Raw genomic sequence first — 26,484 nt, forward strand, 5'->3', positions numbered from 1 at the left:
TTATTCGCGAATATTTCCTGTGAGGCGTTCAAAGTCCATTGTCATTGGTTGATCAGAGTATTTATTGATGTATTCAAACGAGATTTCTCCGTAACCTTCGTTCCCCCAACTTTCTCCCCAGCTATTTTTGAAGAAAAATACTTCTCTTTCGTCATCATAACCAGTAAGTAGGATTGCGTGACCTGCGCATTCGTAATTGCCATTTGAGCAATTGGCATCGTCTTCTGCTGTGTATGTGACGTTCGCAGTATCCCACCCCGGTGGATAGACTTTAACTGTTATAGCAACTGGTCTAAATTTATCCATATGCCCTTGAAGAATTTGCGCCCTCGTTTTTCCAATACTCCACATACCCGAGATCCACTCAACTCTTAGCCCATCAAGCTTTACAGTTTTTAGTGGCTTCCAGTCAATTGGCCCATGAGAAAAACAAACTTTCGGTGCTGTTGTATCAAACGGGTCATAGTTTTCACAAATTTTTCCCTTTTCAAATAAGGACGTTTGATAAGGTGCATCTTCCTCTTTAACAAAAAAGTACTGATCTCTAAAGTTGTAGGCAATTTCGTAGGTGTTTCCAAATTCTTTATCAGAGTACTGACCGAATCTTTCCTTTCCCGAAGAAATTTGAAACTGTTCTGAGATATCGTACTCTTTTTTAAAGCGATACTTGATGGTTCCTTCTAGAAGTGCAGTAATTGCAAAGTATGCACAAGTATTTCTATCAAGCTGGTTTTTCACTGCTGATTGATAAGGTTTTAAATCGACAATTTTTGCATCCGCATTTTGTACGGCAAGGCCTAGGGCTAATAATAGAATTAGATTTTTCATAGGGAGTTTATAGATAAGTAGGCATAATACTTCAAGTGACTATGAATTTTGTGCATACTGCTCCCTCTGAGTGGTGTTGGATTTTAGTTCATTTTTGAAGAATTCTGTTAAACTTGCGAGTTGGTTAACTATCACAACCTTCTGTTCGCGGCTGTTTTAACTAAGAAAGTTGATGGGACGAGCCTGTATAAAGAGTTGAAATTTCTAACACCATTCAACTGGGGCAGTTTAGAAATCATGGAAAAAGCTGATACGGCCTATATTTATTTAGCCCTTTCATCGATAAAATTTCCTTGTAGTAATAAATATCCAAGAAAAGGAACTAGATATGGATAAAATGACAGCGAATATGTATGTAATTAGCAACTTAGCTTTTCTCTCTCCAAATCAGAGTGTTTTTGAGGCCTATCAAGAAATGACAAAGAGACAGGTTCACCATCTTCCAATTGTTGAAAATGGGAAGGCGCTTGGAGTGGTGAGTGACAGAGATCTCCAGTTCATTACTCAGTATGGAAATGAGAAAGAGGTCCTTTGCAAAGATATAATGACTACTGACATTTTCTCTGTGTCGACTTCAGAGCCAATTGCAGCTCTTGCTAAGCAAATGGTTGAAAAAAGAATTAATTCGGCCCTGATCAATAATAGTGAAGGTAAGGTTGTGGGAATTTTTACATCAACTGATGCATTAAAAATTCTCTCAAATATTTCTAGTGACGTTTAATTTTTAATCAGATATCTAGGTGCGTAGCTTTTGCGCACCTGGAGTTCCATTGAATATATCGAATATTAATTTTCAACAAATGAATCAAGACCTTGAAACAAAGGGATGGTTTTGTGGTGAGAAAATTCTTTCAGATCAATCATGTGAAACATTAACTAAGCTTTTAAAAGCAAAATACGATGCTGATAACTTTATTGAAGGTGGAGTGAGCAAAGGGCTTGATCTCTCTATTGAAAATAGAATTAGAAAGAGCTTAGTGTCTTGGATTGAAGATTGGAACGAGAATGATGAGCTTAAACAGATAAATATTTTTTTTAACGACTTAATGATTAACCTCAATGAGTATTTCTTTTTGTCGATGAAAAGGTTTGAATCTCAGTTTGCCATTTACGAAGAGGGTGGCTTTTATAAGAAGCACCTCGATCAACATAAACAGTCTCCTCACCGTCAGATGAGTTGTATCTTTTATCTCAATGATTGTTTAGATGGGGGAGAGCTTGTCGTTTTCAATGAAAAGAATCGAAATGAAGTTGATTATGTGGTGAAACCAAAGCGCGGGACTTTTGTTTTATTTATTTCTAAGACTATTTTTCATGAAGTTCTCGAAACCAGATCGCCACGTTTTTCTCTTACGACGTGGTTTCGAGATGATGAAATTATACCGTTTGTTTAAAGATCGTAGCTTTCAATATTGTCGTCGTTTTGACTTAAATATTCAGGGCTAAAATCTTGTGTTGAACCAAGGTCATCAGCGTCGAAGATATCGTCTTCCTCTTCACTTTTAAATGAAGTTGAGCTTGATGTATCATATTTAAAAATTCTCATATAGTTATCAAGATTCTCTTTTAATTTGAAAACCTCTTTATCAATTGCTTTCTTCTCTGGTCCAGTATACTCAAGTTCTTCAAGAAGAATTCGTGATAGGTTTTTATTCACTCTTTTTGCAAGATTTCTAAGGTTTGCGTACTCTTTTGGAAGAGGGATGATTTCTTCAGAAACTTCAATTGCTCTGTCGAAACCTTCTTTCTTGGCCGCTTCGATAATTTTCTTCGCTTCCTTAACTGTCTTAGTTGAAATGATTGGAAGAATTTTATCTTGAACTTCTTTGTCTAGTTTGATGATTTCATTTGTCTGACTAGCATTGATTGTACCAAGGCTTCTTGCTTTCTTTACTGTGTCTGAAGCTAGGGCATCCCTTTTAATTGCACTTTTAATAATAGATTTAGAAAGGCCTGTTTTCTCAGCAGTGATTGCCGCAAAAGAATCAGTGTCTTGCTCTTCTTTTTCTTTTTCAATTTTCTTTTCTTCAGTTGAAAGATCTTTAACCGCTAGCTCAATTTTTGGCGCGGACGGGTTAAGTTGTTCGTAGATTTCTCTACCTCTATTAAGACACTTTTCAAGCTCAAGCTTATCAAGTGGTTTTCTTACAAGGTTTTCATCAATAGAGATAAGTTCTTGCTCAAGAGCTTGTCTATCAACAATATGAACAGGAACTTCATCAAACCCTAGATCCTTAAGGGCCTGGTATCTTCTTGCTCCCGCGAGTAGTTCATTATCAAGGTTAATTGTCAGTGGGTTAATAAGCCCAATTTTAGAGATTGATGTTTTCAGTGATTCAACATCTGTGTCTAGTCTTAGGTACTCACTAGATAATTTGATATCTGCGAGTTTAATTGTTGTTGTTTGCATGTGTGTGTGTCCCCGTTTGAAAGTGGGGGAATCATATTAAAAAGATCGGGATTTGACTAGGAATGAGAGGGGAAGTAAGAATTATTGGTACCTCTTGTCAAAACCCTCTTTGTTTATTCATATTGTAAATTATTGATAGTTGGAGAGCTATTGGAAGTTTTGGAATGACAAAGGCCATCATTTTGCTAAATATGCCGGGAATAATAACTGGCTTATTTTTAAAAAGAGAGTTGATCGCGATGGTTGCCACTTCATGTGCTTCCATACCTACAATTGATTTCTTCTCCTTCTTACCTTGGCTAATTCTAAAATTTGAATAGGTTAATCCTGGGCATAGGGACGAGATATAAATATGTGGACGATTTAATTTGGCCTCTTGGTGTAGCGCCATAAAAAAAGAATGCTGGAATGCTTTTGTTGCTCCATACATTGATTGCTTTGGGACAGCAAAGAAAGAATACAATGATGAGGTATTTAAAATATATCCTCTTTCTTTATTTGCGCAGCTTTTATAAAAGTACTTCGTCAGTTTAACGATAGCAGAGACGTGGGTTGATATCATTGTTTCTTCTGCTAAAAGTTCTGTGTTCTCAAAGTTGCCAGGTATACCAAAACCAGCATTTGAAATAAAAACTTCAATATCGTAGTTTTGAATTTTACTGATTAGTTTGTCGATTTCATTTTCGACGCTGAGATTTGCTTGAATTATTTCACATTTAAGGCTTGGATGTTTACCTAAAATTTCTGCTCTTGTTTTTTCAAGTTCAACTATATTTCTACCATGAAGAAGAGGTGAGTATCCGTGCTTTGCAAGTTCAAAGGCCATTGCCTTTCCTATTCCCGAACTCGATCCTGTAATTAGTGCGTATTTTTCCATATGACATTTTTGCACTACTTTTGCGATTTAACTAGCTGAAATAAGGGGCTATCGACAAATTTACTAAATTCTTGAGTAGTTTTGTCCGAAAAGTTGTTGAGTATTAATATGATAGAGGAGACTCTTTTGAAGTTTTTATCGATTTTACTAATTTTTCTTTCTTTTGCACCCTATGCTAACGCAGATACTTTTAGTGTCCAGGTGGAAGAAGATAGACAAAAACTCTTTTACAAAATTTGTATTGAGGCCCTTAAGGAAACTCCAAAGGCGTGGCTTTGTAAGCACTATGCTCCAAGAGTTGAAGGTGAATCATTCTCGGAAGTTTTTCGCTCAATGCAATATGAGTTTAATAATCTCGCAAGACGTAATAAGGCCGTGCCTCAAGTTATCCTAACTGAGAAGCGAACGAGAAAAGAATTTAACAAGTTGTTTGCAGATAGGGAACCAGAATATATTGCGGAGTTTTTTGGGGAACAAACAACTGTAAAACCAGGCGCTACTTCTGTAGAACGTCAGGCTGCACCAACTCCACGTCCTAGAAAAGAAGAAAATATTGATGCAGTAGTGAGAGATCTAACAGATAATGCTCCAGATATTGAAAACAAACCAAGACCTTCTAAGAAACCAACAGCTCCTGTTGTTCAAGTCCCTGTTGAGCCAGTAACACCAGCGAAGCCAGTTGTTGTAGTTGAGGAGCCGGTTGCCGAGCCAGTGGTTAAAGAGCCTGTAGTGATCAAAGAACCTGTCACGACAATTCAGCCAATTGTCGTTAAGCTCTCTCCTGAAGAGCTTAAGAAAGTTCACGAAAAACTTTATAACGATTCACTAGACGAAGCACTGACAAAGCTTTGTCAGAAGTTGATTAATGATCGTGGGGAGTATAACGAAACTACTGAAGAGTACTGTAAAAAATTTGCAGCAAGAAACAAAGATAAAAGTATTGATGAACTACTCGTTGAGTTTAAGAAAGACCCAAAAATACAAGCTGATGTTCTAAAGGAATTGCTAGAGCAACTAATTATTGCCGTAGCAAAGAAAAATGGAACGCTGCCTGAAGGTTTTGAAGAGTTTGTTGCTTCAGGTGGAATAAAGCGAGAAAGAAATACGGCAGTTGCAGATGCAAGTAGGGAACCATCGGTGGTTGGCGAAGCAGAAGTTGATCCTGCGGAAGCAGCTTTAACTGATGCTTACGATAGAATATTGAAGTCAGAGATTGAGAAAAATTGTAACCAATACGATACTAAGTGTATTGATGATATCACTAAGAGAATTTACGAGCAGAGGGATGATGCAATTGCACGTTTAAAGCCTGCTCCAACTCCAGTCGAAGAGAAGCCTGTTGCCGTTGCTGTTACTCCTGAACCTACAGTTGTCGTGGAAGAGCCGAAGGAGCCTGTTGTTGAGCTTCCGCCCGCCAGAGCTCCATCAAGTCTTCATAATGAAGTAACCTGTAATGATGCTATTCAAGGTAGAATTAAAGAGTTACTACAAAATGATCAAAATAATATTCTTGGTAAACAGTTCCAGCTGACATCATTAAAAATGGCGTTACAGATAATGGAAAAAAGGGATCGCCGCTATACTGATAATGTTGAAGAATTTATTAATCGTAATCAGAAGGAATTAGTAAACAAGGATAACAAGAAGCTTCTAGGCCAGCTTGTTGACTTCTATCGTGATTACGGAAAAGTTGATGATCAAGAGTTTATAAGTAAAACTTTTAACAAAGTTAAAAACTCAAATTACTTTAAATCGAATACACGTATTTATAATGATAGTGCTTCAGTCATGATTTTGGCAGATGTTTTATCAAATGAAGAGTCTCGCTTTAGTGAAATTGATGCTGCATCAGCTTGGTTTGCTTCAACTGTAAATGCTAAGTTTAGATCAGGAACTTATCATAATAACCTGACTAATCTTTCAAGTCTTACTTTTAGAGTACTTGGAAAATTAAAGAACGAGAAGCCACCGATTAAGCTTGATAAGCTTAAGGCAAGTATTGATGCTATTGAAAAGGATCTTGCTGGAAACTATGAGTTAATGAGACAGGACATCGGCGAGAAATTCGCGGATTGCTTCAAAGAAGATCGCGCTCAATGTAATAGTAAAGATGCATTTAATGTGAATTTTGCAAAGTCACTTATGTTAATGACTTCTAAGATAAAGAGTAATGACGACTTTAATATTGAAGTCGGAAAGTCTCTAAAGGGAAGCATTAGTGGTGGATTTAAGTTTGATTTCTTACCAGGGCAGTATAAGTAGAGAGTGGAGTTCCCACTCTCTCCATATTTAATTAATTCTGTAGCCAGATTTTTGGGAAAACGTCTCCGGCTTTTGGTCTCCAGCGACAATTTACTTCACTACTTTTTACTCGAGTAAAGATATTGCTATTTTTATCAATTGTATAAGCTTCGATTGGATGGAAATCATCTCTCTCTTTAATTGCTTTCTTTTCAAAAATAGCAAGTACTTCTTGCTGCTTATAAAGACATGGAAATGAAGGGCCATATGACCAAAAAAGTGTTTCTCCTAGGTCGTAACTAAATGAGGTTACTACCTTTGAATCTTCTTTTTTTCTATCTTTAAAAGATTCCCCAAGCGAATCGTTTAAAGAGAAAATATAATTATTATCAGTTTTAGATTTTAATACGTAGAAAGTTCTCTTATCACTTACGGGAAAAACATCAATAAGATTACTGTCTTCCTTAAGACTTGATAACATCAAGTCATCTGCAAATGAGCTTAGTACTACCATCATCATTAAAATTAATTTCATTACCGATCCTCTTATTTTCCTAAATGTACTTCTATTATCTTATCATCACTAAGCTGTAAATTGTAGTCCCCATCATTTAAAATAATATGGTAACTTCCATCAGGGTTTGTCTTGTACATTGAAGATACTTTGTACCCGTCTTTTTGAACTCCAGTAATCTCGATTAGTGAGTTTGGAGCTGTAATGCCTGAAACTCTTGAAGTCTCAAGTTTCGATAAAAGATGTTGCCAACCTTTTCGATTCAGTTCAACTGTTGCATTTCTTTTTGAGTAGTCTGGTTGAAATCCGTCACTACGTGGACTTACTTCAATAACATAAGGGATAACTTGGTGTTCCGTGTACATCCAGTCAATGTCTGAACCATCAACAGAGTAAAGTGTTTCCCAAGATGTACCTGGTTGGTAGTTAAGAAGACTTCCTATTTCTTTTCCAATGCCTTCAACTACTTTTTGATTCTTTGTTCTTTGACCCTTACATCCCATAGGGTAGATTACAAGTTCACTATATGCATGGTATGAAATATTAAATACAGGTTTGATATCAGCAACAAAATCCATTAGTGCGTTCGTTTCTGGCTCACTGGCCGGAGCGTCTCCACGATATGTTTGAGAAGTTTTCCATCCACTTGAACCATTACATGCTCCCCAGCTTGTTGGATAGTTCCTGTTGATATCTACACCATATCCTCCACGAGCATTTTTTCTCCACATATTTTCTCCCTCCCAAACCTTAGTGTTCCCATCAAGGTTAAGCATTGGTAGAACGTAGATTTCATTATTATCAACCCAGTTTTTTACTTCTGGTCTTGTCGCATAATTTGTCGTGAGATAAGTGATAATATCTGTAGTCACTTCAGTGGTCATTACCTCGCGAGAGTGGTGCATTCCATTGAAAAGAATAGCTGGTTCATTTGGTTCCAGAGTTTTTGCATTATCTGAAATTTTTATGGCCCAAATTTCTCTACCTTCAAGAGTTTTTCCTACAAGTATAAGTTGTGTTAGTTCAGGATATTTCTTATTGGTTTCAACTAGAATTTCTTTGATTTCATCAGGGTTTAAATAGCGCTCATCGACACTTGCTGTTAGAGCTTTTTGAGAGTTAAGTTCAAATTTAATACCCTTAGTTCTAAGCTCATTAAGTTCTTCATCTGTAACGTTAAGATCGATAATTTTATTTTTATAGTCAACACCTAGAACATCAAATCCTTCTTTTTGAAGAAACTTCATGACAGTTGTATAGTTCTTGTCAGCGTTAATTGATATTAATTTAGAATTCTCTAGAACTTTACTCGGAGAGTGAGCAAGAACGGATGTTAGCATCAGTGATGCACATGCTAGTTTAGAAAACATAGAAACTCCTTTTCATTGTTTTCTTTAATTATAATGCGGATTGAGACGAGTGCTAGCTGTGACGCGTCAGGAGGATTCCGATATTTCTTGGTGACAGAGAGGGATCAAAGAACTCAAGTAATAAAGGAGAGAATCCTCGCTCCTGTAGATAAAGGCATCTATCAATTAACAAATATAGTTCTAGACTTCTACCGTACTGCCATCTGATGACGTTACACAGGAATAATTCTTTTAAATATTCTTGCATCTTTGCATCTTCAAAAAAATCATCGATGAACTGAGCGCTGTACTCGTTTTTCATTCCAAGTTTTTCACATTTTCCTATTAGATAATCACTAAACTTTCCCCAGTACTCGCGTGGCTCGCTATCGCCAACTGCAACAACTTCCTTTATTCCAAAATACTTGTAAAAGAAAATATGAATGGCGTAGCGAAAGTCTTTTACTCGGCGTTTTAGTTTAAACGCGTTGTAATCCATTGAGCTGTGACCTCTACATGCGAGAGTGAAGGCATAGTCGGTAAGGGTAAGCCCATGATTTTTTGAGTACTGACTAATATTGCAATCTGTTTGCGGATTGAGTTTATTATAACAGCAGCCGAAGTTGATAAAGCCTAGAGTCTTATTCACAGTGGCAACATCAATGTGTTTAAGCGCAAGAGGGCCACAAGTGTGAAGTCCTAGAGAGAATGATTTATCTGTGAAAATATCACGAGTCTGTTCTTCTTTTAGATCATATGTGAAATCATGTGTAATAAATGTTACATTCTTATGATCTTCAGGCTTGGTATATTTGTGTAATCTTTTTTCACCAATCGTTTGAAAATCTTTATTGATATCAAGACTTATGCATTCTATAGATTTGTAGTGGGCCATAACACGTGAGAGGTGACCGACTCCTCCTCCGATATCGACGAGGTGAGAGAAGTCATTTTCCGCTTGAACTTGCTTAAGAAGTTTTGCGAGAACTAGAATTTCATGTCTTTTTTTACCTTTCACTTTATTAAATGCAAAGTCAGGTAGTTTTTCAAGTTCTCCGTACTCGTACTTTGGTAGCTCACAAAGTTCATTAAGCTCATTAAGCCATGTCTTGAATGAACCTTCATTTAAAAATTCAGTGTTTTGAAAACAGTCTACTTGCCATAACTGCTCGTCAGTAAGGAGCGAAAGTTCCTTAACCCATTCTTGATTAAAAATATCTAAGCGATCAGGGTAGAGAGTGATAATTTCACCATTCCACATCTCCTGATGCTCTTTTATCTTTGCAACAATCTGGTCAAAACGCTTTGTATAATTCATAATTTGAGTGACAATAATAGAAATCTGACTCATAAGGCAATAAAATTATGAAAAATATTAAGACTGTAGTTGTTGTAGGGATGGGAGTCTCTGGAATTTCAGCACTAAACCTTCTAAAATACTTAGGGAAAACGGTATATGCAGTCAATCAGGGTGAGACTTCATCGTGGGGAACTGGTCTTGGGTTAGATGAAAAATATTTAATCTCGCAAAATGATAAAAAATTGAAAGAAGTTTTGGCGACTGCTGATTTGGTCGTTCTCTCTCCTGGAATCCCAAGAGATGTTCAAATCTTAAAAGACTTTAAGGGGCCAATCTGGTGTGAAGTTGAACTAGCATATCGCTTACTTTCAAGTAGTGACGAAAAAATTATCGCGGTCACTGGAACAAATGGGAAGACGACGACAGTTAGTCTTTTGGAGGAGTGCCTTAAAGCTTCTGGTAAAGAATTCTTCATTGGTGGCAATATTGGAACCCCATTTTGCGATTATGTTTTAGAGGTTATCTCGAATAAAAGAAAGATTGCTGAAGTTATAGTGTTAGAATTATCTAGCTTTCAACTTGAATCACTTGATACATTTAGGGCAAATGCTGCGGCTATATTAAATATCACTTTCAGTCACGGTGAGCGCTACGATGATATTAAACCTTATGCTTTTGCAAAGTTTAATATTTTTAATAATCAGCAAAATTCAGACATCGCCATCATGCCTCAAGGTATGATGAAAGAATTTGATTTTAAAATGAAAAGCTCTTCTTCATTAAAGTTGATAGAAAATTCCGATCTCGATGAGCTTTCTAATATTGTAGACCTTGAAAAACTTAAAATAGTTGGTGTTCACAATCATAAGAATATACTCTTTGCTTATCATCTATGGGTGGCCTTGGGACTTCCTATTGATTCATTCTTAATAGGCTGCTATTCATTCACAGGTGTTCACTACCGTCTTGAGTATCTTGGTAAACTTAGAAATTTTGAAGTGTTTAATGATTCAAAAAGTACTAATTGGGAAGCGACTGAAACAGCTATTATTGGAGTTAAGGATAGAGGGCCTGTTACACTTATTATTGGAGGCCAGAAACGTGGACATGGGGATGATAGAATAGATGTGTTATTGCCATATCTTTCATCTCTTTCAAAAATATTACTTATTGGAGAAAGTGGTGTTGGGCTTGAATCTAAACTTAGGCCACACGTAAAGGTGAGTTACGTACAAGATCTTGAAGGTGCATTCAAAGAAATTACGAGTGATTCAAAAGAAGGTGTACTATTATTTTCACCAGCATTTCCATCATTTGATCAATTTAAGAATTATGTTGAGAGAGGAAAAAAATTTACAAACTTATTCAAGAACTCTTTGACTTGAAATCTTGCGATTATTATTATCTTTTCCGCGGAATGTGTCAGCAATAGCTATTTTAAAAATAAATAGACCAACAACAACCATGACAAAGTGAAAACCTTTTAGTTTAAACATATGGTATATATCGGTTATTTGGGCTGAAACTTTAATATTTTTTATCTATTTTTTAAAATAAACGCCTTATGGCCAATGAGCAAAAATAGTAGGGCAAAAAGGCCAAGAATAAATGGTCCCTGAGTGTTTTGCTCAGACACATCCTTGATCGTTCCGCAAAGTCCTGCTGGCCCTTGCTCCTTTGGATAGAGAAAGGTCGCCCCATCCCAATCGTCGCGGCCAAGGCGTGTTCTACCGCTCTTGCTAGAAGCGTACATCAATGAATCCTCAATTTTTGAGTGTCCTAGACCAAAAGCGTGGCCAACTTCATGAGCGATAACAGAGATCTTCTCATTTTCACTAAGGCCATTAAATTTTGTCGACGCGATGGCATTGATTGCTACGACCCCTCCGACGATAGTGGAGCCAGTCACATTATTTGGTAGTGTCACTGCGAGAATTCCTGTTGAGGTGAATGTTGTCGTATTGTCATTACAGATAATATAAACACCATTTGGCACGGCCGGAATACATCCTGTACCAGTACTACAAATTTTATCAGTATAAAAACTTGAATCAATATTTTTTAAACCTTGGACATCAAGCCTTAGTTCAGAAGTTGAAACTTTATTCCAAAATTTCTCCATCGCCTTAATCGAAAGATCTCTTAGTTCTTCTGGAGTAGTATCAAGGTTTGAACATGAACTATCTCCAATATAAACTGGTATCTCTGGGTTTGAATATGTGGCTATCGAACTCCCCACAAGTGTAAATGCGTGAGTTGATAAAGCAAAAATAGCTAGAAGAATTAATTTCATAAAAACCTATAAGTTAAAATTTAGCGACAGATAGTAATTAAATGCTCTCTCGTCTGAGTCTTCTGCATTTAGTGCCATCAGTTGTATATTTGCAAAAATTTCTTTATCAAACATGTAGTCAGTTCCAACAATTAAGACGTTGTTTACGGCCGTTGTTGAACCGGCAGGAGTTTGGAATTCTTTTTCTGTTCCACCATTATTTAGATATTGTGGAGAGCCATCCATTGAGAGGCGAGTGAATAGAAATCCAAAACCATAGACAGGTCTAAAGTTTGTAAAGTCATAGCGTAGTAAAAAGTTTGTCCAGTAGTTGAATCTTGTCACATCTGTGTCTCGGCTTGAGCGTGGAGTAGAGAGACCAAACTCAAAAATAAAATCGTGATCAAAGTAAAAGTCAAAATCAAATTTCAAACTCGCATACGGATTGAACTCAAAGGTATTTGTTTTGCCTCCAATTTCTTCTTCAATTTTTGAAACTTGCTCAGTAAATGTACCAAGACCGAGCGAAATGTTCTTATAATAGGCAAGACAGTTAACCGAAGTTAAAACAGTCATTAAATATATTAGTTTTTTCATGTGAATATTGAAGCAATTCACCTACCTAATGGCAATATCTTTTCATTTTCAAATGGCTAGTTTTTACATAAAATAGGGTAGAATAACTTTGAAACGCAAACGAAAGGATATACTATGTTTGAAAATTTTAACATACCGCAAAACCTTAGACCTAGTGACCCAAGATTTGGTTCAGGTCCATCACTTGTTCCAGTAGAGTTTTTGACAGCTCTTGCAGAAACTGGAACTGAGTTACTTGGTACCAGTCACAGGAAGCCAGTAGTAAAAAATCTAGTAAAAGAAATGCAAGAAGGGCTTAGAAAATATTTTAATGTACCTGCTGGCCATGAAATCGTTATCGGTAATGGTGGAGCAACGTTCTTATTTGATGCTATTGGATTAGGGCTTACAAAGAAAAAATCTGCTCACTTTACATGTGGAGAGTTTTCTCAAAAATGGTACAAGTCACACAAAGCTATTCCATGGATAGAAGCACAAGAATTTGCAAGTGAATACGGTGATGGTTGTGAAGCTCATGATGTTGATGATGCTGACCTTATTGCTGTAACTCTTAATGAAACTTCAACTGGTGTAATGATAAATTCTCTTCCTAAAGTTTCTGAAGATACTCTTCTATGTGTTGATGCGACTTCAGGAGCAGGACAAGTTCCATGCAATGTTTCAGAATGTGATGTTTTCTTCTTTTCTCCGCAAAAAGTTTTTGCTTCAGAAGGTGGATTTTATGTCGCAATTATGTCTCCAAAGGCACTAAAGAGAGCTGAGGAAGTCGCTGCTGATAAGTCTCGATATATTCCGCCAATTATGAGCTGGTCTCACGCAATTGAAAACTCAGTTAAAAATCAAACTTATAATACTCCAAGTATTTCAACAATCTTCTTCTTAAATGAGCAGGTTAAATTAATGAATAAACTTGGTTATGAAAAAGTTGTTTCGATGGCAAATGATAAAGCAAATCATATCTATGGGTGGGCGAATGAGAAGGCTTACCTTTCTTGTTATGTTGAAAAGGAAAGTTATCGTTCAAATGCTGTTGCAACTATTAACGTTGACGAAAAATATAGTGCAGATGATTTAATCAAAGTTCTTGAACAACAGAAAGCTGTTTACGGGATTGATGCCTATAGAAAGCTTGGAAAGAACCAGTTTAGAATTTCTCTCTTCCACAATATCACGCTTGAAGATATCAAAAAGCTTACAGAGATTATCTCTTTAGCAATTGAATCTGCATAAGATAAAATTTATCACATGTGCTTTGTCTAAGGACAAAGCACTTCTCCAAATTATTTTCTTGCCATCTGTAATTATTACGTCTAGTTTGTAGCCGTTATTAATCCTAAAGGGGTGCTCATCGTAAATGAGCTGAGACTTTGTTTGCCTAATTAGGCCTTGATGAAGGACCCTTTGAACCTGATTCGGTTAGCACCGACGTAGGAATTAGGAAAGACATTCATGTTTTTATCAGTTTCGCGTGCTCCGAATCTCACTACTTGATAGGGAGATTCTTATGAAAAAAATCCTTTTGATTTCAATTCTTTTCTCATTTGCTTCAATCGCAGATGATACTGTTTATGTCTATGGTACACTCATTCCTAAGAAGGCGTATGATGATAGTGGGAACTCTCTGTCAATGAGATCTGGCCAGGATATCGATAATGCAAGGTCTTTTCAAATAGAAGATCTTATTAAGACAATTCCTAATATCAATTACTCTCAAGGAAGTTCTAATACACGTTATTTTCAGATTCGTGGGATTGGGGAGAGAGCAAGTTATGAAGGAATGCCAAATCATTCTGTAGGGATCGTGATTGATGATATTGATTACTCAGGCATTGCTGGAGTATCCTCTTTAAGGGATATCTCTCAAGTCGAAGTGTATCGTGGACCACAGGCAACAAGACTTGGTCCAAGTGCTCTTGCTGGTATGATTCATATGAGTTCACTTGAACCTTCTAAGAAGTTTAAAGGGCAGGCCTTCTTTAATTATGGAAATTATCGTCTTATTGAAGAAGGTGTCGGTGCCTCATTCCCTGTATCTCAGAACTTTCAAGGAGCTCTCTCTCTGTCAAAAAAAGATAGTGATGGTTATATGAATAATAATTTCCTTAATCGAAAAGATACGAATGGTAAGGATGAGTTCACGACAAAAGCCAAACTTCTTGGAAGGATTAACGGCTTTAAGCTTAAGTTAAATCTTCATTATTTTAATTTAAATAATGGTTATGATGCATTCACGCAAAGTAATAATAGAATTACTACTTCTGATAAGCCTGGTCAGGATGATCAAAGAACACTAGCGCAAGCACTTCGTGTCGAAAAGATTCTTGGTGGTGATTGGAAATCAATTTCTATTTTTACACATATAAAATCGAAAATATTTTATAGTTATGATGAAGACTGGGGCAACAATATTCAATGGAATGCGTTGCCAGGTTATAACGCGAACTATGATTACAATATCGAGTTTCCAAAAATTAAAGAAGATTTAAGCATTGATCAGCGATTAGTTAAGGCACAAAAGCTTGTTCTTGGATTATATGGAAAGCTTTCACATGAAAGTTTTGGTGAGGTCGCTTATAAGAATGAAGCAGTTAGAAAGAATATTCGAGGGAACTTTAAAACAAAGGAGCTTTCGCTGTATTTTGAAAATGAGTCTGATCTTAGTGATAACATTTCTTTGGATTATGGGGCCCGTATTGCAAGCCGTAGTGCTATTTATAATGACTCGCTTGGAAATAATTTTTCCCCAGATGAATTTATGTATGGTGGAAAAATTTCTCTTAACTACCACATTAATAAAGAGAGTAAACTTTATGGGAAGCTTTCTAAAGGTTTTAAAGCGGGGGGATTCAATACTCAGTCAGATGTTCCAATGGATCGAAAAGAATTTAAGCAGGAGAAGCTCTATAGCTTAGAAATTGGAAATCAAAATAATTTTAAACACCTAAATTTGTCAACAAACCTCTCCACATTCTTTATGTATCGAGAAGATATTCAAGTGAAGACTTCTTTCCAGGATGATCCTTCTGATCCGAGCTCTTATACATTTTATAATGATAATGCGACAGATGGATATAATTATGGATTGGAGCTTGAGGGCCGTTGGAATGGAGTTGAGGGGCTTGAGTTACTATCATCACTTGGCCTTTTAAAGACTGAATATGGAAATTACTCTTATGCTTCAAAATCCTTAAAGGATCGTGATATGCCACATGCTCCTGAGTATCAATTTAATCTTTCATCAACTTATAGACTCGATAACGGTTTTTATTTTGGAGGAAATGTTTTTATGTCAGATAATTTTTATTTCTCAAATTCTCACTCAGAGAAATCTCGCGCTTATCAGCTTGTAGATATAAAAGCAGGTTATAAAATAAAACGTTTTAGCATTAGCATATGGTCTAAGAATATCTTCAATGAAGATTATTCTACTCGTGGTTTCTTCTTTGCCAATAGACCACCTGACTGGAATGATGAAAGGTATACTCAAAGAGGTGTCCCACGCACTTATGGAGTAAGTCTTCGCTATACATTCTAATAAAAAAGGCCCATGAGATGGGCCTTGTATCTTCTAGTCTTTCTTGTATCCCGCAAGGAATTCTTTCTTGAATTCTAAGAAGCGATCTTCAAGAATAGCTTCACGAGCTCTCTCTGCAAGTGATTTGTAGAAAGCAATATTGTGAAGTGTCGCAAGTACCTGACCTAGAATTTCATTAGAGTCAAATAAGTGCTTTAGGTATGCTCTTGAAAAGTTCTTACAAGTATAACACTCACAATTTGGCTCTACTGGATAGAAATCGTGACGGTAGTTCTTGTGCTTAATTCTAATTTTTCCACGGTTGGTAAATAATGTTCCACCACGAGCAAATTTAGTCGGAATGATACAGTCACTCATATCAATTCCATATTCCCAAATCATAAAAAGATCTTCAGGATTACCTACACCCATTACGTAGCGTGGTTTATCTGCAGGCATTTTAGGTCCTGTATATTTAACAATTTTTTCCATGAGTTCTGGGCCTTCACCAACAGATACACCACCAATTGCATATCCAGGAAGATCTCTTTTTACTAATTCTTTAAGACACTCATCACGGTAATCATCGTAAGTCGATCCTTGGATAATTCCAAAAAGTGCTTGCGTTGGATTTGTCCAAGAAGCAATACAACGATCTAGCCAACGGTGAGTTCTATCAATAGAGGTCTTTGTATACTTTCTATCCGCAGGGTATGGAATACACTCATCAAAGGCCATCATGATGTCACTACCAAGATTTTGTTGAATCTCGATTGATGTTTCAGGCGTAAGCATTACAGTCTTACCTTTTTGGTCTTTGAAAGAAGAACCTTCTTCAGTAATTGAATTTCCCTGAAGAGAGAAGACTTGGAATCCTCCCGAGTCTGTTAGAATCGGTCCATTCCAGTTCATAAACTTATGAAGCCCACCAGCCTTCGCTATCAGCTTTGAACCTGGAGAAAGGTGTAGGTGATATGTATTTGAAAGGATAATTTTTGTATCCATTTCATCAAGAAAATTTGGAGGTAATGCCTTTATTGCTCCGTGAGTACCTACTGGCATAAATACTGGTGTAGGAATATCTCCGTGGGGAGTTTTTATAACTCCGGCCCTCGCCTTTGAGTGCTTATCTACGTGCACTAATTCAAACTTAAAATGTTCTTTTACTTGGTCTTGAATTCTCATGTAACTACCTTAAAAAATTGTAATTTTCACTATTTAGCAGTGAGAGCACCAATTTGCAATATAAGAAGTAATTCTTACAGTAAACTATTCAAATAAGCTTGGAATTCTGTAAGCTCTTGAGGTGTTTGTTCATAAAGCGCCTTGACGAACTTTTCAAAGAAAATAGAATTACTTTGATCCGAATTTCTTGTTAGAGCACTTTTTATATTGTTCAAACGTTCTTGGATTATCGTTTTTTGACTTGAGAAAAGCGCTGGATCTCTAAAAATTGAGTCGATTTCTTCATGCTTGCCATGTCCATTAAATGAAAGAGCTATTTGACTTAAGTAAGGCCAAGGCTTTTCAATGTTTGAGTCCACTGCAAGAATTTTTATTTCATCATTGGTTATCGCTAGCAGAGATAGCTCGCCCTTATACTCGTAATAACGAGTTTCCTCTGTGGTTTTATATATTTTTTCAAAAAGTATATTATTTGAACGAAGAAAATTTGAAGCTGTATTTGTTGTTAGGATATTGAGTTGAGATAAATATTCCGGTTTCCCACAGATTGTAAATTCGCCACTTTTTATAAAGTTTAAAACTTCTTCTCTAAGCCCAGTTAAGTCCGAAGGAGTATCTCCTTCAATTTTTGCACTAAGGTTTGGATAGAATTGACTGAAGAATGGAATTTCATCTTTAACACTCTTCATCAGAGAATATTTGATTGATCTCAACTCTCGAAATGCAATAGTTTTACCATCGGTCTTATTAATTAGAAAGAAGTTCATTTTTGGAGTCGATGACCCCGCAATTTCATAATTTAATTCTATTCCACGACTAACCATCAAAACAGAGTGTTTTACAGATTTTTCTTTTGTAAACATAGTAGAAGTAATTATTGAAATTTCTGGTTTCTTTTCAATTTTAGCGCGAATCAGTGTTTCAAAGTGTGGCAATAGAGAGAAAATTAGAAGAAGAGGAATCGCAGTAAGTCTTAATATTCTTTGACGATATTGAATTTGTGTCTTTGTTATAAATTCTTTAAATGAGCGTTTTCCTATTAATACCGGAAGATCAAAAATTGGTAGGAAAAATGAAATGACTTCTAGAGGAAATCTTAGAAGTGCCTTTATTCTTTTTCGAATAAATGTTCCTTCCGTTGTTGCACCGACGAGAAATAAAGGAATGCTCGTTGAAAAGATGATATTAGAAATGAAATTAATTCCAAAATAAATTAAAAGAACAGAGATTGTTTGCTCTAAGAGATCTTGATAATCCTTTAGTAGAGTTTTAGCTTGTGGAATATTAGTGTTTACTAATGTGATAATTTTTGATGTTATTTCATTCAACGTCGCTGCATCAACGAAGTGATAGAGTGCCATCGTAAGAGAGAATCCTGCGATAATTGAAAAAAGTCTTGTAAAGGGACCAACTCGACGAGTAGTTTCAATTGAGTCTGATCTTTTTGTCTTAATTTCCATCTTCTTTACTTGATTAGCTTTTTTCTTTTTGGCGACTACTTTTGGATCACTTTCATCTTCCTCATCGAGCTTATCAAGTTTTTCTTTTCTTGTTTGTTTCTTTTGAGTTTGTAATAGCTCGCCAATATCAATCGATGTGCGTGTAATTTCTTGGTTTTGTTTTTGCTCTTTTACTTTCTTCTTAATAGGGGCGTTAAGTTCTGCTGTTTTAATAACTTCTGTATCAACGCTGAAACCTAAATCATCATCATGATTCTCATGGTGAACTTCTTTTGGTTCCTTCTTCTCAAGCTTTGTTTCGCGATCATTTTGTAGTGTTTGGTCAGAAAAAACTTGAGGGTTTGTGTCAGGCATTGTTTCAGTATTTTCAAGTTTTATTTCATCAAGACTGTCCACATTAATTGATGTTGCAGTCTCGATGATATCAACTTCAATGATTGAAATTACTGTTTCTTTGCAAGTAACAGTGTCTCCTAGCTCTAGAAAGTATATCCCACCTTTTTTGACAGGATGACCATTGAAGTTAACTCCACTTACATCATTTTCTATTTTAACTGTGACGACGCCATCTTGTTCGAAAACAAGAATCGGTCCACCATTTTCTGATATTTCAGCACCTGTGCCACTAGGTTTAATGAAAAGTTGGCCAACTAGAGGATGAGAAGTTTTGTTATCGTGTGTTTTTGCTATTAAATGGGTTCTTGTCGTCATTTTGATAACCGTATAATTAGTTTAAGTATTTGTTTTAATTATAGGTTAATTTATGAATGCGTGCCAATTTTAGGGAGGAGGAAGAATTTTCGCCTGCAAAAATAAGGGGCAAGATTCCTTGCCCCTTAAAAAAGTATTAGAAAAATAATCTGAAGTTTAGACCGTAGTAATTTGACACTTTAATGTCATCAACTTTGTCTGAAACTGCAAATTTTCCAGTAAGGTCGAGGTGCATAAGCCATAGCTTTGTTTTAAGACCTAAAGTAATATGTTCTTTATCAAGAGCAGTTTTAAAAGTTAGACCAACTCTGTCTTCCCAAACGTGCATTCCCCAGTCTGAACCAACATAGAAACCATCTGCAAGATCATATCCTGATCTCTTATGTATTCCTGCATATGGAGACATTTTAAAGAATGAAACTTTGTAGTCTGCCTGACCATGAAGTCTGATTAGGGGATCTGTTCCAAAATCAGGAGTTGCACCATTATCTTCAGAAGACATTTCCGCAAGTTTTAATTCTTCAACTGAGAAGAATGCAGAGTAATTTGAATTCTTGTATCCAAATCTATAGTCAACAGCTGCGTTGATAAGTGTGTTTTCTGTTACGTCAAGACCAGCAGAATCCCCAAGTAGTAGGGCCGCGTTAGCCGTTTTATTAACATCAATTCTTCCTAGACCATAAAGACCAAATGTCCCAAAGAAGTGCTCACCTTTAGTGTAATCGAACCAAAGACCAGCTTTAGCTTCAACCTTTGCATAGACATCGATCTTTGGAAGTTCTTTTGTTGTACTTGCAATACTTGCGATATAAGGAATTTTTTCAATACCTGCATCTTTAATTTGATCTCTTTCAGCTGTCGTAATATAGGTTGGAACACATACTACAAGAAGATCATCACCATCACTTGGAGTGGCTCCAGAAACACAGTTTAGTATTTTATCAACAGCTCCCTGTGGTACACCGTCAATATTTCCGATTTGTTGAACTAATGTTGTAAAGTTTGCTGTCTCTTTTTGCGGCGTTAGAATTGCCATAAGTCCTGCATCAACTCTTAGATTTGGTTCAAAGTTAATATCAAATGCGTTGAATGAGAAAATTGGAATCCCAAATCCAAACCTTGCTCTTAGCACTTGTTCCTTGTCATAATATTTTTCGAGAATTTTATTTGCTTCATCAATTTGTTGATCAGTTGTCCCTTCAAGCTTACCAATTTTTTCAGCATCATCTTTTAGATCCATGGCATCTGTTGTAACAGCTCCATTAATATCAAGGTAAAAGTTGTGTCCGAAAGGTCTCAACATTTCCATTGTTTTAAACCTATCATCAATTAGTTTTGCTCTGTCTACGATGTCATAAGAAAGTACATTTTGCGTTAAGCAAATTGTAGCTAAAACACCTAGTGAGATTTTTTTGAAATTAATCTTCATCCTAAATCCTTTGTTTGTTTCTCTGCTATGAAAAATTTATTTATAACACATCATATAAACAGGTTCGTTTTTAGGGTAGAGGGAAGATTTTTATCCTTTATTTATAATAACTTAAGACTTTTGTTGGTCTTTTTACACAGAGCTTTCTTAAAACTATCAATGAGGGACTAACTATGCTAAATATCGTCGGGATAAAAGATTAAATTTGTAGGAGATTAAAGTGGCAAAGGAATTTGTTGATATTCTTGATGTTGAAATGTTTGGATACTATTTCAAAGAAAATCATTTGGTGAAACCAACTGATGTACAGCACCAAGCTATTCCACCGTTTGTGGAAGGAAAGAGTCTTCAAGTATTAGCAAAGACTGGTAGTGGGAAGACTCTCTCATATTTATTACCTCTCTTTCAAATGCTAAAAGCAACAGAGAATGATGTAAAAGCTAAGAAGGGAAGCCCTCGTGCTGTTATCGTTGTTCCAATTAAAGAGCTTGCAACTCAAGTTCAGGATGAAGCAAAGAAAATTTCTCATCATATTAAGCAGCGCGTGCGTGTTGCGATGGGTGGAGATAAAGGAAAGGCCGTTCAATCATTGAAGGGGCAAACTTTTGATATCCTTATCGGTGGTCCAGGTCGTATTAAGTCAATGCTTGATAAGGGCGAGATTAACTTTGATAATCTCGATTGCTTTATTGTTGATGAAGCCGATCAACTTCTTGATATGGGTTTCATGACTGATATGAAAGGAATAAGAAAACATTTTAAAGGGCCATACCAAGCAGCTCTTTACTCTGCAACGAGTGCTGAGGCCTTTGAAACTTTTAAAACAGAATTCTTTTCAGGACATATTTTTGAAAATGTAAACGTCGGTATTACTAATGCTCTTGTTAGTAAGATCGATACCTTTAACATCACACTCAATTATCAAGAAAAGAAAGTGATGCTTGAGCAATTTCTTAAAAAAGAGGCCAAGGGCAGCGGTGTTATTTTTCTTAACCAGAAAGAGAGTGTTGTTGAAATATATGACTTCTTAAAGAATAATTTTAAGGATCTTAAAATTCATGTTCTTCATGGTGATATGAGTGCTAAAGATAGAAAGGCATCTTTTGAAAGTTTTAGAACAATAGGTGGAATCCTAGTCACTTCTGATATGGCCGCTCGTGGTATTGATGTTAAGGGACTTGCTTGGATTCTTAACTATGACTTACCATTTGAAGCTGTTTACTACGTTCACCGTAGTGGGCGTGTTGGTCGTAATGGTGCTTATGGAAAAGTTTATAACTTTGTAACGAATAAAGATATGCCACTAATTGGCCGTATCAATGAAGCAATTCAAGGCCAAACTGCCTTAAAAATTGATTCAATTGCAATCAGAAAGAATGCTTTTGCTAAAGGTGGACAAGCACCAGCGAAGAAAGCTGCCAAGAAAGTAGCAAGACGTGATACAGCACCTAAAAGAACTCCAAGATTTGCCAAGAAAAATACAAAGAAGACAACGAAGAAAGTTGGAGTGAAAACAACGAAGAAAGTAACGAAGGCTTCAACAGCAAGGCCAACTCGTAAGGTGACAAAAAGATCGAATAAGAGAACATAATTTCCTTTTTTTAAAACTAGTTTTTTAATATAGAATAGTCCTATGAGAATTTTAATTTTTATAGGACTTTTTCTTTTTATGGCCGGTTGTTCAAAGGAGGAAACTTACACTCCTCAGGACATGTTCTTTATGGCCTATAACTTTGATAATTCAATTGAGGAAGTTCGTATTGCGGCTTCTGATCCCTCAAAGAGTGTGAAGTGTAGTTCTTACGGAGAGGGTTGTATTGAAGGTTCCCCTAAAAGATTCAAAGTTAGATTAGTCGAAATGATTGTCGCTCAATATCATACGAAAAAAGGTGCTTGTCTGGCAGCTTTAAAAATTGATCAATATTATGTAAGAAATTGGCTACTGGATGATGTAAAAGGTGAGCCCGTTTTGGAGAGTTTTGTGAAGGAAGTGTATGATGCAAAGAACCCACAGTCCGAGAAGGACTGTGAGTAATTATATCTATTTATTTTAGACAAACCTTTTCAAAAGTATCAACAGGCTTATCCTGATTTCCTTGATAGCTATGCCCGCCAAGAACACCAAGACAATCTCCAAGTTTTACAACTTGTGAGAAGCCTTTATATTCTTTTAAGTACCTACCACTGTGTATCCAGTGCTTCTTAGTAAAATCATATTCATAGATATGTGGAATATATTCATATTCCCACTGGCTTAGCTTAAACATCCCTCCAAACACAAATGCCGTATCTCCAATTGTTCCACTCGCAGGGGCGAATGTTGCAAATGGTAGTTTTGGAAGCTCTGAAAAAGTTTTGGTCTTAGGATCAAAAACAGTGAAGTTATCAAGAAGCGCGAAATGACTTCCGCCCTCTGAGATTCCACCAACTAAGTGAATCTTTCCATTTTTTACAAAAGAGTTAAATGCTCTTCTCTTAAGTGGAAGTTTTACTTCAAGAGTTTCCCAAGTATTCTTTTCAAGATCGTATACATCAATCTCATCGTGGAATGTTCCATCAATATCATCTTTAAACTTTGGTGTAGAGTCCCATCCTCCAAGTAGATAAACTTTATTCCCAATTCTTGATACGGTATTGGAAGATCTTTTTCTTGGCATCTCAGAGATTTCTTCCCATGTATTTGTAAGTGTATTATATCTTTCAACTACTGAAAGCGATTTCCACTTCGGAAGAGTTGTTTCTTCGTAAGCAAATCCTCCAAAAGCATAAATATAGTGCTTATAGGCCGCTAACTGAAATCCGTGCGAAGGATAAATTCTTGGCGCCATATTCGTCCAAGTCTTAGTTTTTAGATCATATGCAGTCACTCGTCCTGTAAATGACTCTGGTGGGTATGTGTGCTCAGCACCCTGGTGACCACCTGCTACATATACTTTTCCGTTTAGTTCTATTGTTCCAAATGATGATCTTGGTTCGCCAATTAATTTTGGAAGCTGCTCAATCTCAATATTGATATTCCCCGAAACCTGAGGTGCATAGAAACTAGTTCCTGGTTTAGAAATTAGAAGAACTTCCTGGTTTAGCCCTTCTGACCATGATTTGAAGGATTGTGTGTAGATTGAGAAAACACCATTTTCAAGACGATCTGAGGTATAAAGTAGATTTCCTTTTGCATCAAATGATGGTGAAAAATCTCTGTCTTGGTGAGTAGTTACTTTTATCGTTTGTTTGGTAAAGCGATCATAGATATGAATGTCCCAGTTATCATTTTCTTTAGAAGTATAAGCAATGTACTTTTCATCTTTAGAAAGTGACGGTGACATTCCTTTCCCAATAACTTTCTTGTCATTATTTAGAATATCAAAAATAACAATTTCTTTTTCTGTATTATTTCTTTGATAGATAAGGACCTCTCCACTTTGAAATGGAACAGGGAAGTAAGAAGGAAGTTCTTCATTAATATATGTGATATTTTGATTCTTATCAGTTGTATTTATAAAACCGATTTTTGACTTCATTGAAAAGAAAATCATCGAGTCTTGCTTTGAAAACTTTGGTTGTAGAATAAAGCTCTTGTCCGTGTAAGTAGAGTCAGTTCCTAGACTTAAGTTCTTCACCGTAAGAACTAGTGAGTCTTGATCACTACCTTTTACGAAAGTGACTTTTTGTCCATCACTTGAGATACTCGGATATAGATTCCATTCTTTATCACTTTCAAGAATGGTGTAATCTTTTTGATTTGTAGATAGACCAATATGTTTGCCTTTTGAATCTTCTACAAGAAAAACCATTTTTGCTGCCTGGACACTCAGGCCAGAACATAGAACTGTAGCAAGAATGAATGATTTAAAATTCATAAAACTCCCCAATAAAAATTTACGATAAATAACGATATGAATAGGAGTTTGATATGTCAAACTACTTCGCAGAAAAGTAGTACTTAATGAATGCTGCTTCGAATAAATCAATCTTGGCCAGCCATCTTTGATTAAAGCTTTTTGTTTCTTCAGACTGGTGTTTTGAGAGGTTCTCTTTGAATAGAACAATCCAACGACCTACCTCTCCGCGTCTTATTTTTAGGTATTCATGAATTTTAAGAACATTTGGACGATTAAACTCAGGGGTGTGTCCTTCGATTAACTGCGATGCCCAGAAGTCTACAACTTTTGGAATATGGTCTTCAAATGCCCCGAGATCAGAATGAATAGTTTTATGGCCATTTGGGTCTGAGCTGATCTTTCTAAAGTGATAGCCAATGAAGACATCATTAATTGCGATCGCGTAGAAGCTTCTAACTACTTGTAATATATGATCTTTTTCACTATTCATAAAAAATATTTGTCCGAGTATAAAGTTCGGTTTTTAAAAGCCGACAAAATAAGTATGAAAAAACTAATACTAATACTCGTTTGCATGGCATGGTCTGCTTATACTTATTCTGCCGATATCAAGATTCTATCACAAGGTGCATGTTGGGCACAGGATGAATCTGACACATTGAAAGTTTCTTCTTTCAATGAACATTCTAGTTATGTCGTCGATAAGAATTTTCTTGGGCCGTTGATTCAGCGCCTAGAAAAAAATAGTGTAACTGTCTCAGATATTACGAATATAGATTCTTATATTCACTGTTCTGGCCTAGGTCTTCGCCACGTTTTTAAAGTTTCGACTGCTAATGATCAAAACTTTTGTGTCTGGGGACAGTATAAAAAAGGAGAGTTATCTATTCTTGATTTTGATCTTGCTGACTCTTATCAGGGCATCTGTGATGGTGTCGTCGCAAATAAGCTTATTGTCGGTCCTGCGAATGGGTTTACCATTGAAGACATCTCTTCTGAGGTAGAATCTTATGGATATAAAGTTGTGGCAAAGAGTCCATTATATAAGGATATTTCATCAATAACTCTTGAGGTCGAGAGTAATGAGATTTTCAAAATTCATACGCTACTAAAAGCTTCAAAAACTATCCGAGTTGTAGACTTGGTGACAAGACAGAGGCCAATTGGTGAGGCGATGTTTAGTGAAGCTCTTTCCTATTCTTCTAAATAGGCTTACTTTGTAAAATCTACAAAGAAGCCTACTATTTTCCAAACCAGCTAGATTTTATTGTATACGTAGTTATCAATTACTTAACTAGGATACAATTATATGAAAGCAATTCTTTTCAGTTTTTTATGCCTCTCAACTCTTGCAAGCACAGGTATTAATGTAAAGGTTAGCGATGGTCTAACAGCACAGTGTAAAACAAAAGCAGATATACAAAGATATAAATTTGGAGCATATAAAACTTCGCTAAATTCAGTTTCAGTTTCTAATGAAACTGCTGACTTCAATGTCAATGTAAAGTTTCTAACTTGCCAATCAGAGGGGGAAGAAATTGGATTCTCTGAAATTGCTCCTCTAAGTACTTTAAGCTACAAAGTTGTAACAATGGATAGGGAAGTAAGAGAAGTTATAGCACAACCTGAAGAAGTTAAGGTTATTGCTTACAGAGATGGTGTTTTCAAAAAGATTGCAGAAGTAGTACTCGCAAATGATTCAACACAAGATCTTGATCTCGATATTAAAATTGAAGACTTATTATCACTGGAAGAAATTTCTTCTTTAAACGAAGGAAAAGTAATTACAGGTAACTTTGATTACCAGGTACAGAAATTAGTAAGAATTAACGATTCAAAATATGCTAATACAATTAACTTTGGAGCTTTCAGAATCCACTTCAAAGCAAGTTTAGATGCATCTAACTCAATTAAAATCGAAACTTTAAAATAAAAAAAAGGCTTCCGTAGGGAAGCCT

The 26,484-nt window shown here is 36.1% G+C and carries 25 protein-coding genes and 1 riboswitch; of the genes, 11 read left to right on the top strand and 14 right to left on the bottom strand.

Translation table 11 applies throughout. From position 1 onward, the window contains the following. Entirely contained in the window at positions 1–828 is an 828-nt protein-coding gene (locus M900_RS14055; protein ID WP_021275355.1) for a C1 family peptidase, read from the bottom strand. Positions 829–948: 120 nt separating this feature from the next. Here M900_RS14055 and M900_RS17835 point away from each other — a divergent pair, with 120 nt between their 5' ends. Genes M900_RS17835 through M900_RS14070 form a run of 3 tightly spaced genes read left to right on the top strand, consistent with a single transcriptional unit; the run spans position 949 to position 2,222 of the window. Beyond that, complete coding sequence (locus M900_RS17835; protein WP_034732816.1) at positions 949–1,164, top strand: hypothetical protein; 216 nt, start codon at positions 949–951, stop codon at positions 1,162–1,164. Beyond that, the gene (locus M900_RS14065; RefSeq protein ID WP_021275651.1) at positions 1,157–1,549 is read left to right on the top strand and encodes a CBS domain-containing protein; all 393 of its coding nucleotides are present in this window, start codon (positions 1,157–1,159) and stop codon (positions 1,547–1,549) included. The genes M900_RS17835 and M900_RS14065 overlap by 8 nt, the downstream gene beginning before the upstream one ends. A gap of 49 nt (positions 1,550–1,598) precedes the next feature. Beyond that, entirely contained in the window at positions 1,599–2,222 is a 624-nt protein-coding gene (locus M900_RS14070) for a 2OG-Fe(II) oxygenase (protein WP_021275619.1), read from the top strand. Here the strand turns inward: M900_RS14070 and M900_RS17380 are convergent. Next, complete coding sequence (locus M900_RS17380; protein ID WP_021275532.1) at positions 2,219–3,238, bottom strand: ParB/RepB/Spo0J family partition protein; 1,020 nt, start codon at positions 3,236–3,238, stop codon at positions 2,219–2,221. The genes M900_RS14070 and M900_RS17380 overlap by 4 nt on opposite strands. 97 nt (positions 3,239–3,335) lie before the next feature. After that, positions 3,336–4,115 carry an SDR family oxidoreductase gene (locus M900_RS14080; protein WP_021275517.1) on the bottom strand — a complete coding sequence of 260 codons (780 nt, stop codon included), beginning with the start codon at positions 4,113–4,115 and terminating at the stop codon, positions 3,336–3,338. Positions 4,116–4,241: 126 nt separating this feature from the next. Here M900_RS14080 and M900_RS14085 point away from each other — a divergent pair, with 126 nt between their 5' ends. Next, a complete protein-coding gene (locus M900_RS14085) occupies positions 4,242–6,377 on the top strand; it encodes a hypothetical protein (protein ID WP_021275426.1) in 2,136 nt (711 codons plus the stop codon). Between the two features lie 31 nt (positions 6,378–6,408). On the opposite strand, the gene M900_RS14090 is transcribed toward M900_RS14085, so the two are convergent. Genes M900_RS14090 through M900_RS14100 form a run of 3 tightly spaced genes read right to left on the bottom strand, consistent with a single transcriptional unit; the run spans position 6,409 to position 9,537 of the window. Continuing rightward, complete coding sequence (locus tag M900_RS14090; RefSeq protein ID WP_021275369.1) at positions 6,409–6,891, bottom strand: hypothetical protein; 483 nt, start codon at positions 6,889–6,891, stop codon at positions 6,409–6,411. A gap of 11 nt (positions 6,892–6,902) precedes the next feature. Further along, positions 6,903–8,240 (bottom strand): M14 family metallopeptidase, encoded by a 1,338-nt coding sequence (locus M900_RS17385; RefSeq protein ID WP_021275567.1) that lies wholly within the window; start codon positions 8,238–8,240, stop codon positions 6,903–6,905. Between the two features lie 52 nt (positions 8,241–8,292). Beyond that, positions 8,293–9,537: a methyltransferase gene (locus M900_RS14100; protein ID WP_034732825.1), complete on the bottom strand. Its 1,245-nt coding sequence runs from the start codon at positions 9,535–9,537 to the stop codon at positions 8,293–8,295. Between the two features lie 47 nt (positions 9,538–9,584). Between M900_RS14100 and murD the strand changes: the two genes are divergently transcribed. Beyond that, the gene (gene murD / locus M900_RS14105) at positions 9,585–10,904 is read left to right on the top strand and encodes a UDP-N-acetylmuramoyl-L-alanine--D-glutamate ligase (RefSeq protein ID WP_021275351.1); all 1,320 of its coding nucleotides are present in this window, start codon (positions 9,585–9,587) and stop codon (positions 10,902–10,904) included. Here murD and M900_RS18000 read toward each other — a convergent pair. Genes M900_RS18000 through M900_RS14115 form a run of 3 tightly spaced genes read right to left on the bottom strand, consistent with a single transcriptional unit; the run spans position 10,881 to position 12,388 of the window. Next, positions 10,881–11,015, bottom strand: a complete 135-nt coding sequence (locus M900_RS18000; protein ID WP_255344727.1) for a hypothetical protein — start codon at positions 11,013–11,015, stop codon at positions 10,881–10,883. The genes murD and M900_RS18000 overlap by 24 nt on opposite strands. Before the next feature lie 41 nt (positions 11,016–11,056). Further along, on the bottom strand, positions 11,057–11,812 hold the full coding sequence (locus tag M900_RS14110; RefSeq protein ID WP_021275623.1) for a matrixin family metalloprotease: 756 nt from the start codon (positions 11,810–11,812) through the stop codon (positions 11,057–11,059). 6 nt (positions 11,813–11,818) lie between these two features. Further along, entirely contained in the window at positions 11,819–12,388 is a 570-nt protein-coding gene (locus M900_RS14115; protein ID WP_034732827.1) for a hypothetical protein, read from the bottom strand. Between the two features lie 114 nt (positions 12,389–12,502). Here M900_RS14115 and M900_RS14120 point away from each other — a divergent pair, with 114 nt between their 5' ends. Further along, positions 12,503–13,618 (top strand): aminotransferase class V-fold PLP-dependent enzyme, encoded by a 1,116-nt coding sequence (locus tag M900_RS14120; protein WP_021275579.1) that lies wholly within the window; start codon positions 12,503–12,505, stop codon positions 13,616–13,618. Positions 13,619–13,715: 97 nt separating this feature from the next. Then, positions 13,716–13,839, top strand: a riboswitch (TPP riboswitch). Between the two features lie 53 nt (positions 13,840–13,892). Beyond that, positions 13,893–15,923 carry a TonB-dependent receptor gene (locus tag M900_RS14125; protein WP_021275499.1) on the top strand — a complete coding sequence of 677 codons (2,031 nt, stop codon included), beginning with the start codon at positions 13,893–13,895 and terminating at the stop codon, positions 15,921–15,923. Between the two features lie 33 nt (positions 15,924–15,956). On the opposite strand, the gene tgt is transcribed toward M900_RS14125, so the two are convergent. The 3 genes from tgt to M900_RS14140 form a co-directional block, all read right to left on the bottom strand. Beyond that, the gene (gene tgt / locus M900_RS14130; RefSeq protein WP_021275462.1) at positions 15,957–17,087 is read right to left on the bottom strand and encodes a tRNA guanosine(34) transglycosylase Tgt; all 1,131 of its coding nucleotides are present in this window, start codon (positions 17,085–17,087) and stop codon (positions 15,957–15,959) included. A 74-nt stretch (positions 17,088–17,161) separates the two neighbouring features. Beyond that, a complete protein-coding gene (locus M900_RS14135; protein WP_021275333.1) occupies positions 17,162–19,258 on the bottom strand; it encodes a hypothetical protein in 2,097 nt (698 codons plus the stop codon). 136 nt (positions 19,259–19,394) lie between these two features. Then, positions 19,395–20,687, bottom strand: a complete 1,293-nt coding sequence (locus M900_RS14140; RefSeq protein WP_021275598.1) for a hypothetical protein — start codon at positions 20,685–20,687, stop codon at positions 19,395–19,397. Between the two features lie 220 nt (positions 20,688–20,907). Here M900_RS14140 and M900_RS14145 point away from each other — a divergent pair, with 220 nt between their 5' ends. After that, positions 20,908–22,278 carry a DEAD/DEAH box helicase gene (locus M900_RS14145; RefSeq protein ID WP_021275299.1) on the top strand — a complete coding sequence of 457 codons (1,371 nt, stop codon included), beginning with the start codon at positions 20,908–20,910 and terminating at the stop codon, positions 22,276–22,278. 42 nt (positions 22,279–22,320) lie between these two features. Beyond that, the gene (locus M900_RS14150; RefSeq protein ID WP_021275390.1) at positions 22,321–22,722 is read left to right on the top strand and encodes a hypothetical protein; all 402 of its coding nucleotides are present in this window, start codon (positions 22,321–22,323) and stop codon (positions 22,720–22,722) included. A gap of 10 nt (positions 22,723–22,732) precedes the next feature. Here M900_RS14150 and M900_RS14155 read toward each other — a convergent pair whose 3' ends face one another. Next, positions 22,733–24,544 carry a kelch repeat-containing protein gene (locus tag M900_RS14155; RefSeq protein WP_021275450.1) on the bottom strand — a complete coding sequence of 604 codons (1,812 nt, stop codon included), beginning with the start codon at positions 24,542–24,544 and terminating at the stop codon, positions 22,733–22,735. Between the two features lie 61 nt (positions 24,545–24,605). Then, positions 24,606–25,016, bottom strand: a complete 411-nt coding sequence (locus M900_RS14160; RefSeq protein ID WP_021275414.1) for a hypothetical protein — start codon at positions 25,014–25,016, stop codon at positions 24,606–24,608. Positions 25,017–25,070: 54 nt separating this feature from the next. Between M900_RS14160 and M900_RS14165 the strand changes: the two genes are divergently transcribed. Continuing rightward, on the top strand, positions 25,071–25,736 hold the full coding sequence (locus M900_RS14165; RefSeq protein WP_157680678.1) for a hypothetical protein: 666 nt from the start codon (positions 25,071–25,073) through the stop codon (positions 25,734–25,736). Between the two features lie 99 nt (positions 25,737–25,835). Next, positions 25,836–26,459 (top strand): hypothetical protein, encoded by a 624-nt coding sequence (locus M900_RS14170; RefSeq protein ID WP_021275425.1) that lies wholly within the window; start codon positions 25,836–25,838, stop codon positions 26,457–26,459. Positions 26,460–26,484 lie beyond the last annotated feature (25 nt).

It is taken from the genome of Bacteriovorax sp. Seq25_V (assembly GCF_000447795.1).
Lineage (GTDB): Bacteria > Bdellovibrionota > Bacteriovoracia > Bacteriovoracales > Bacteriovoracaceae > Halobacteriovorax_A.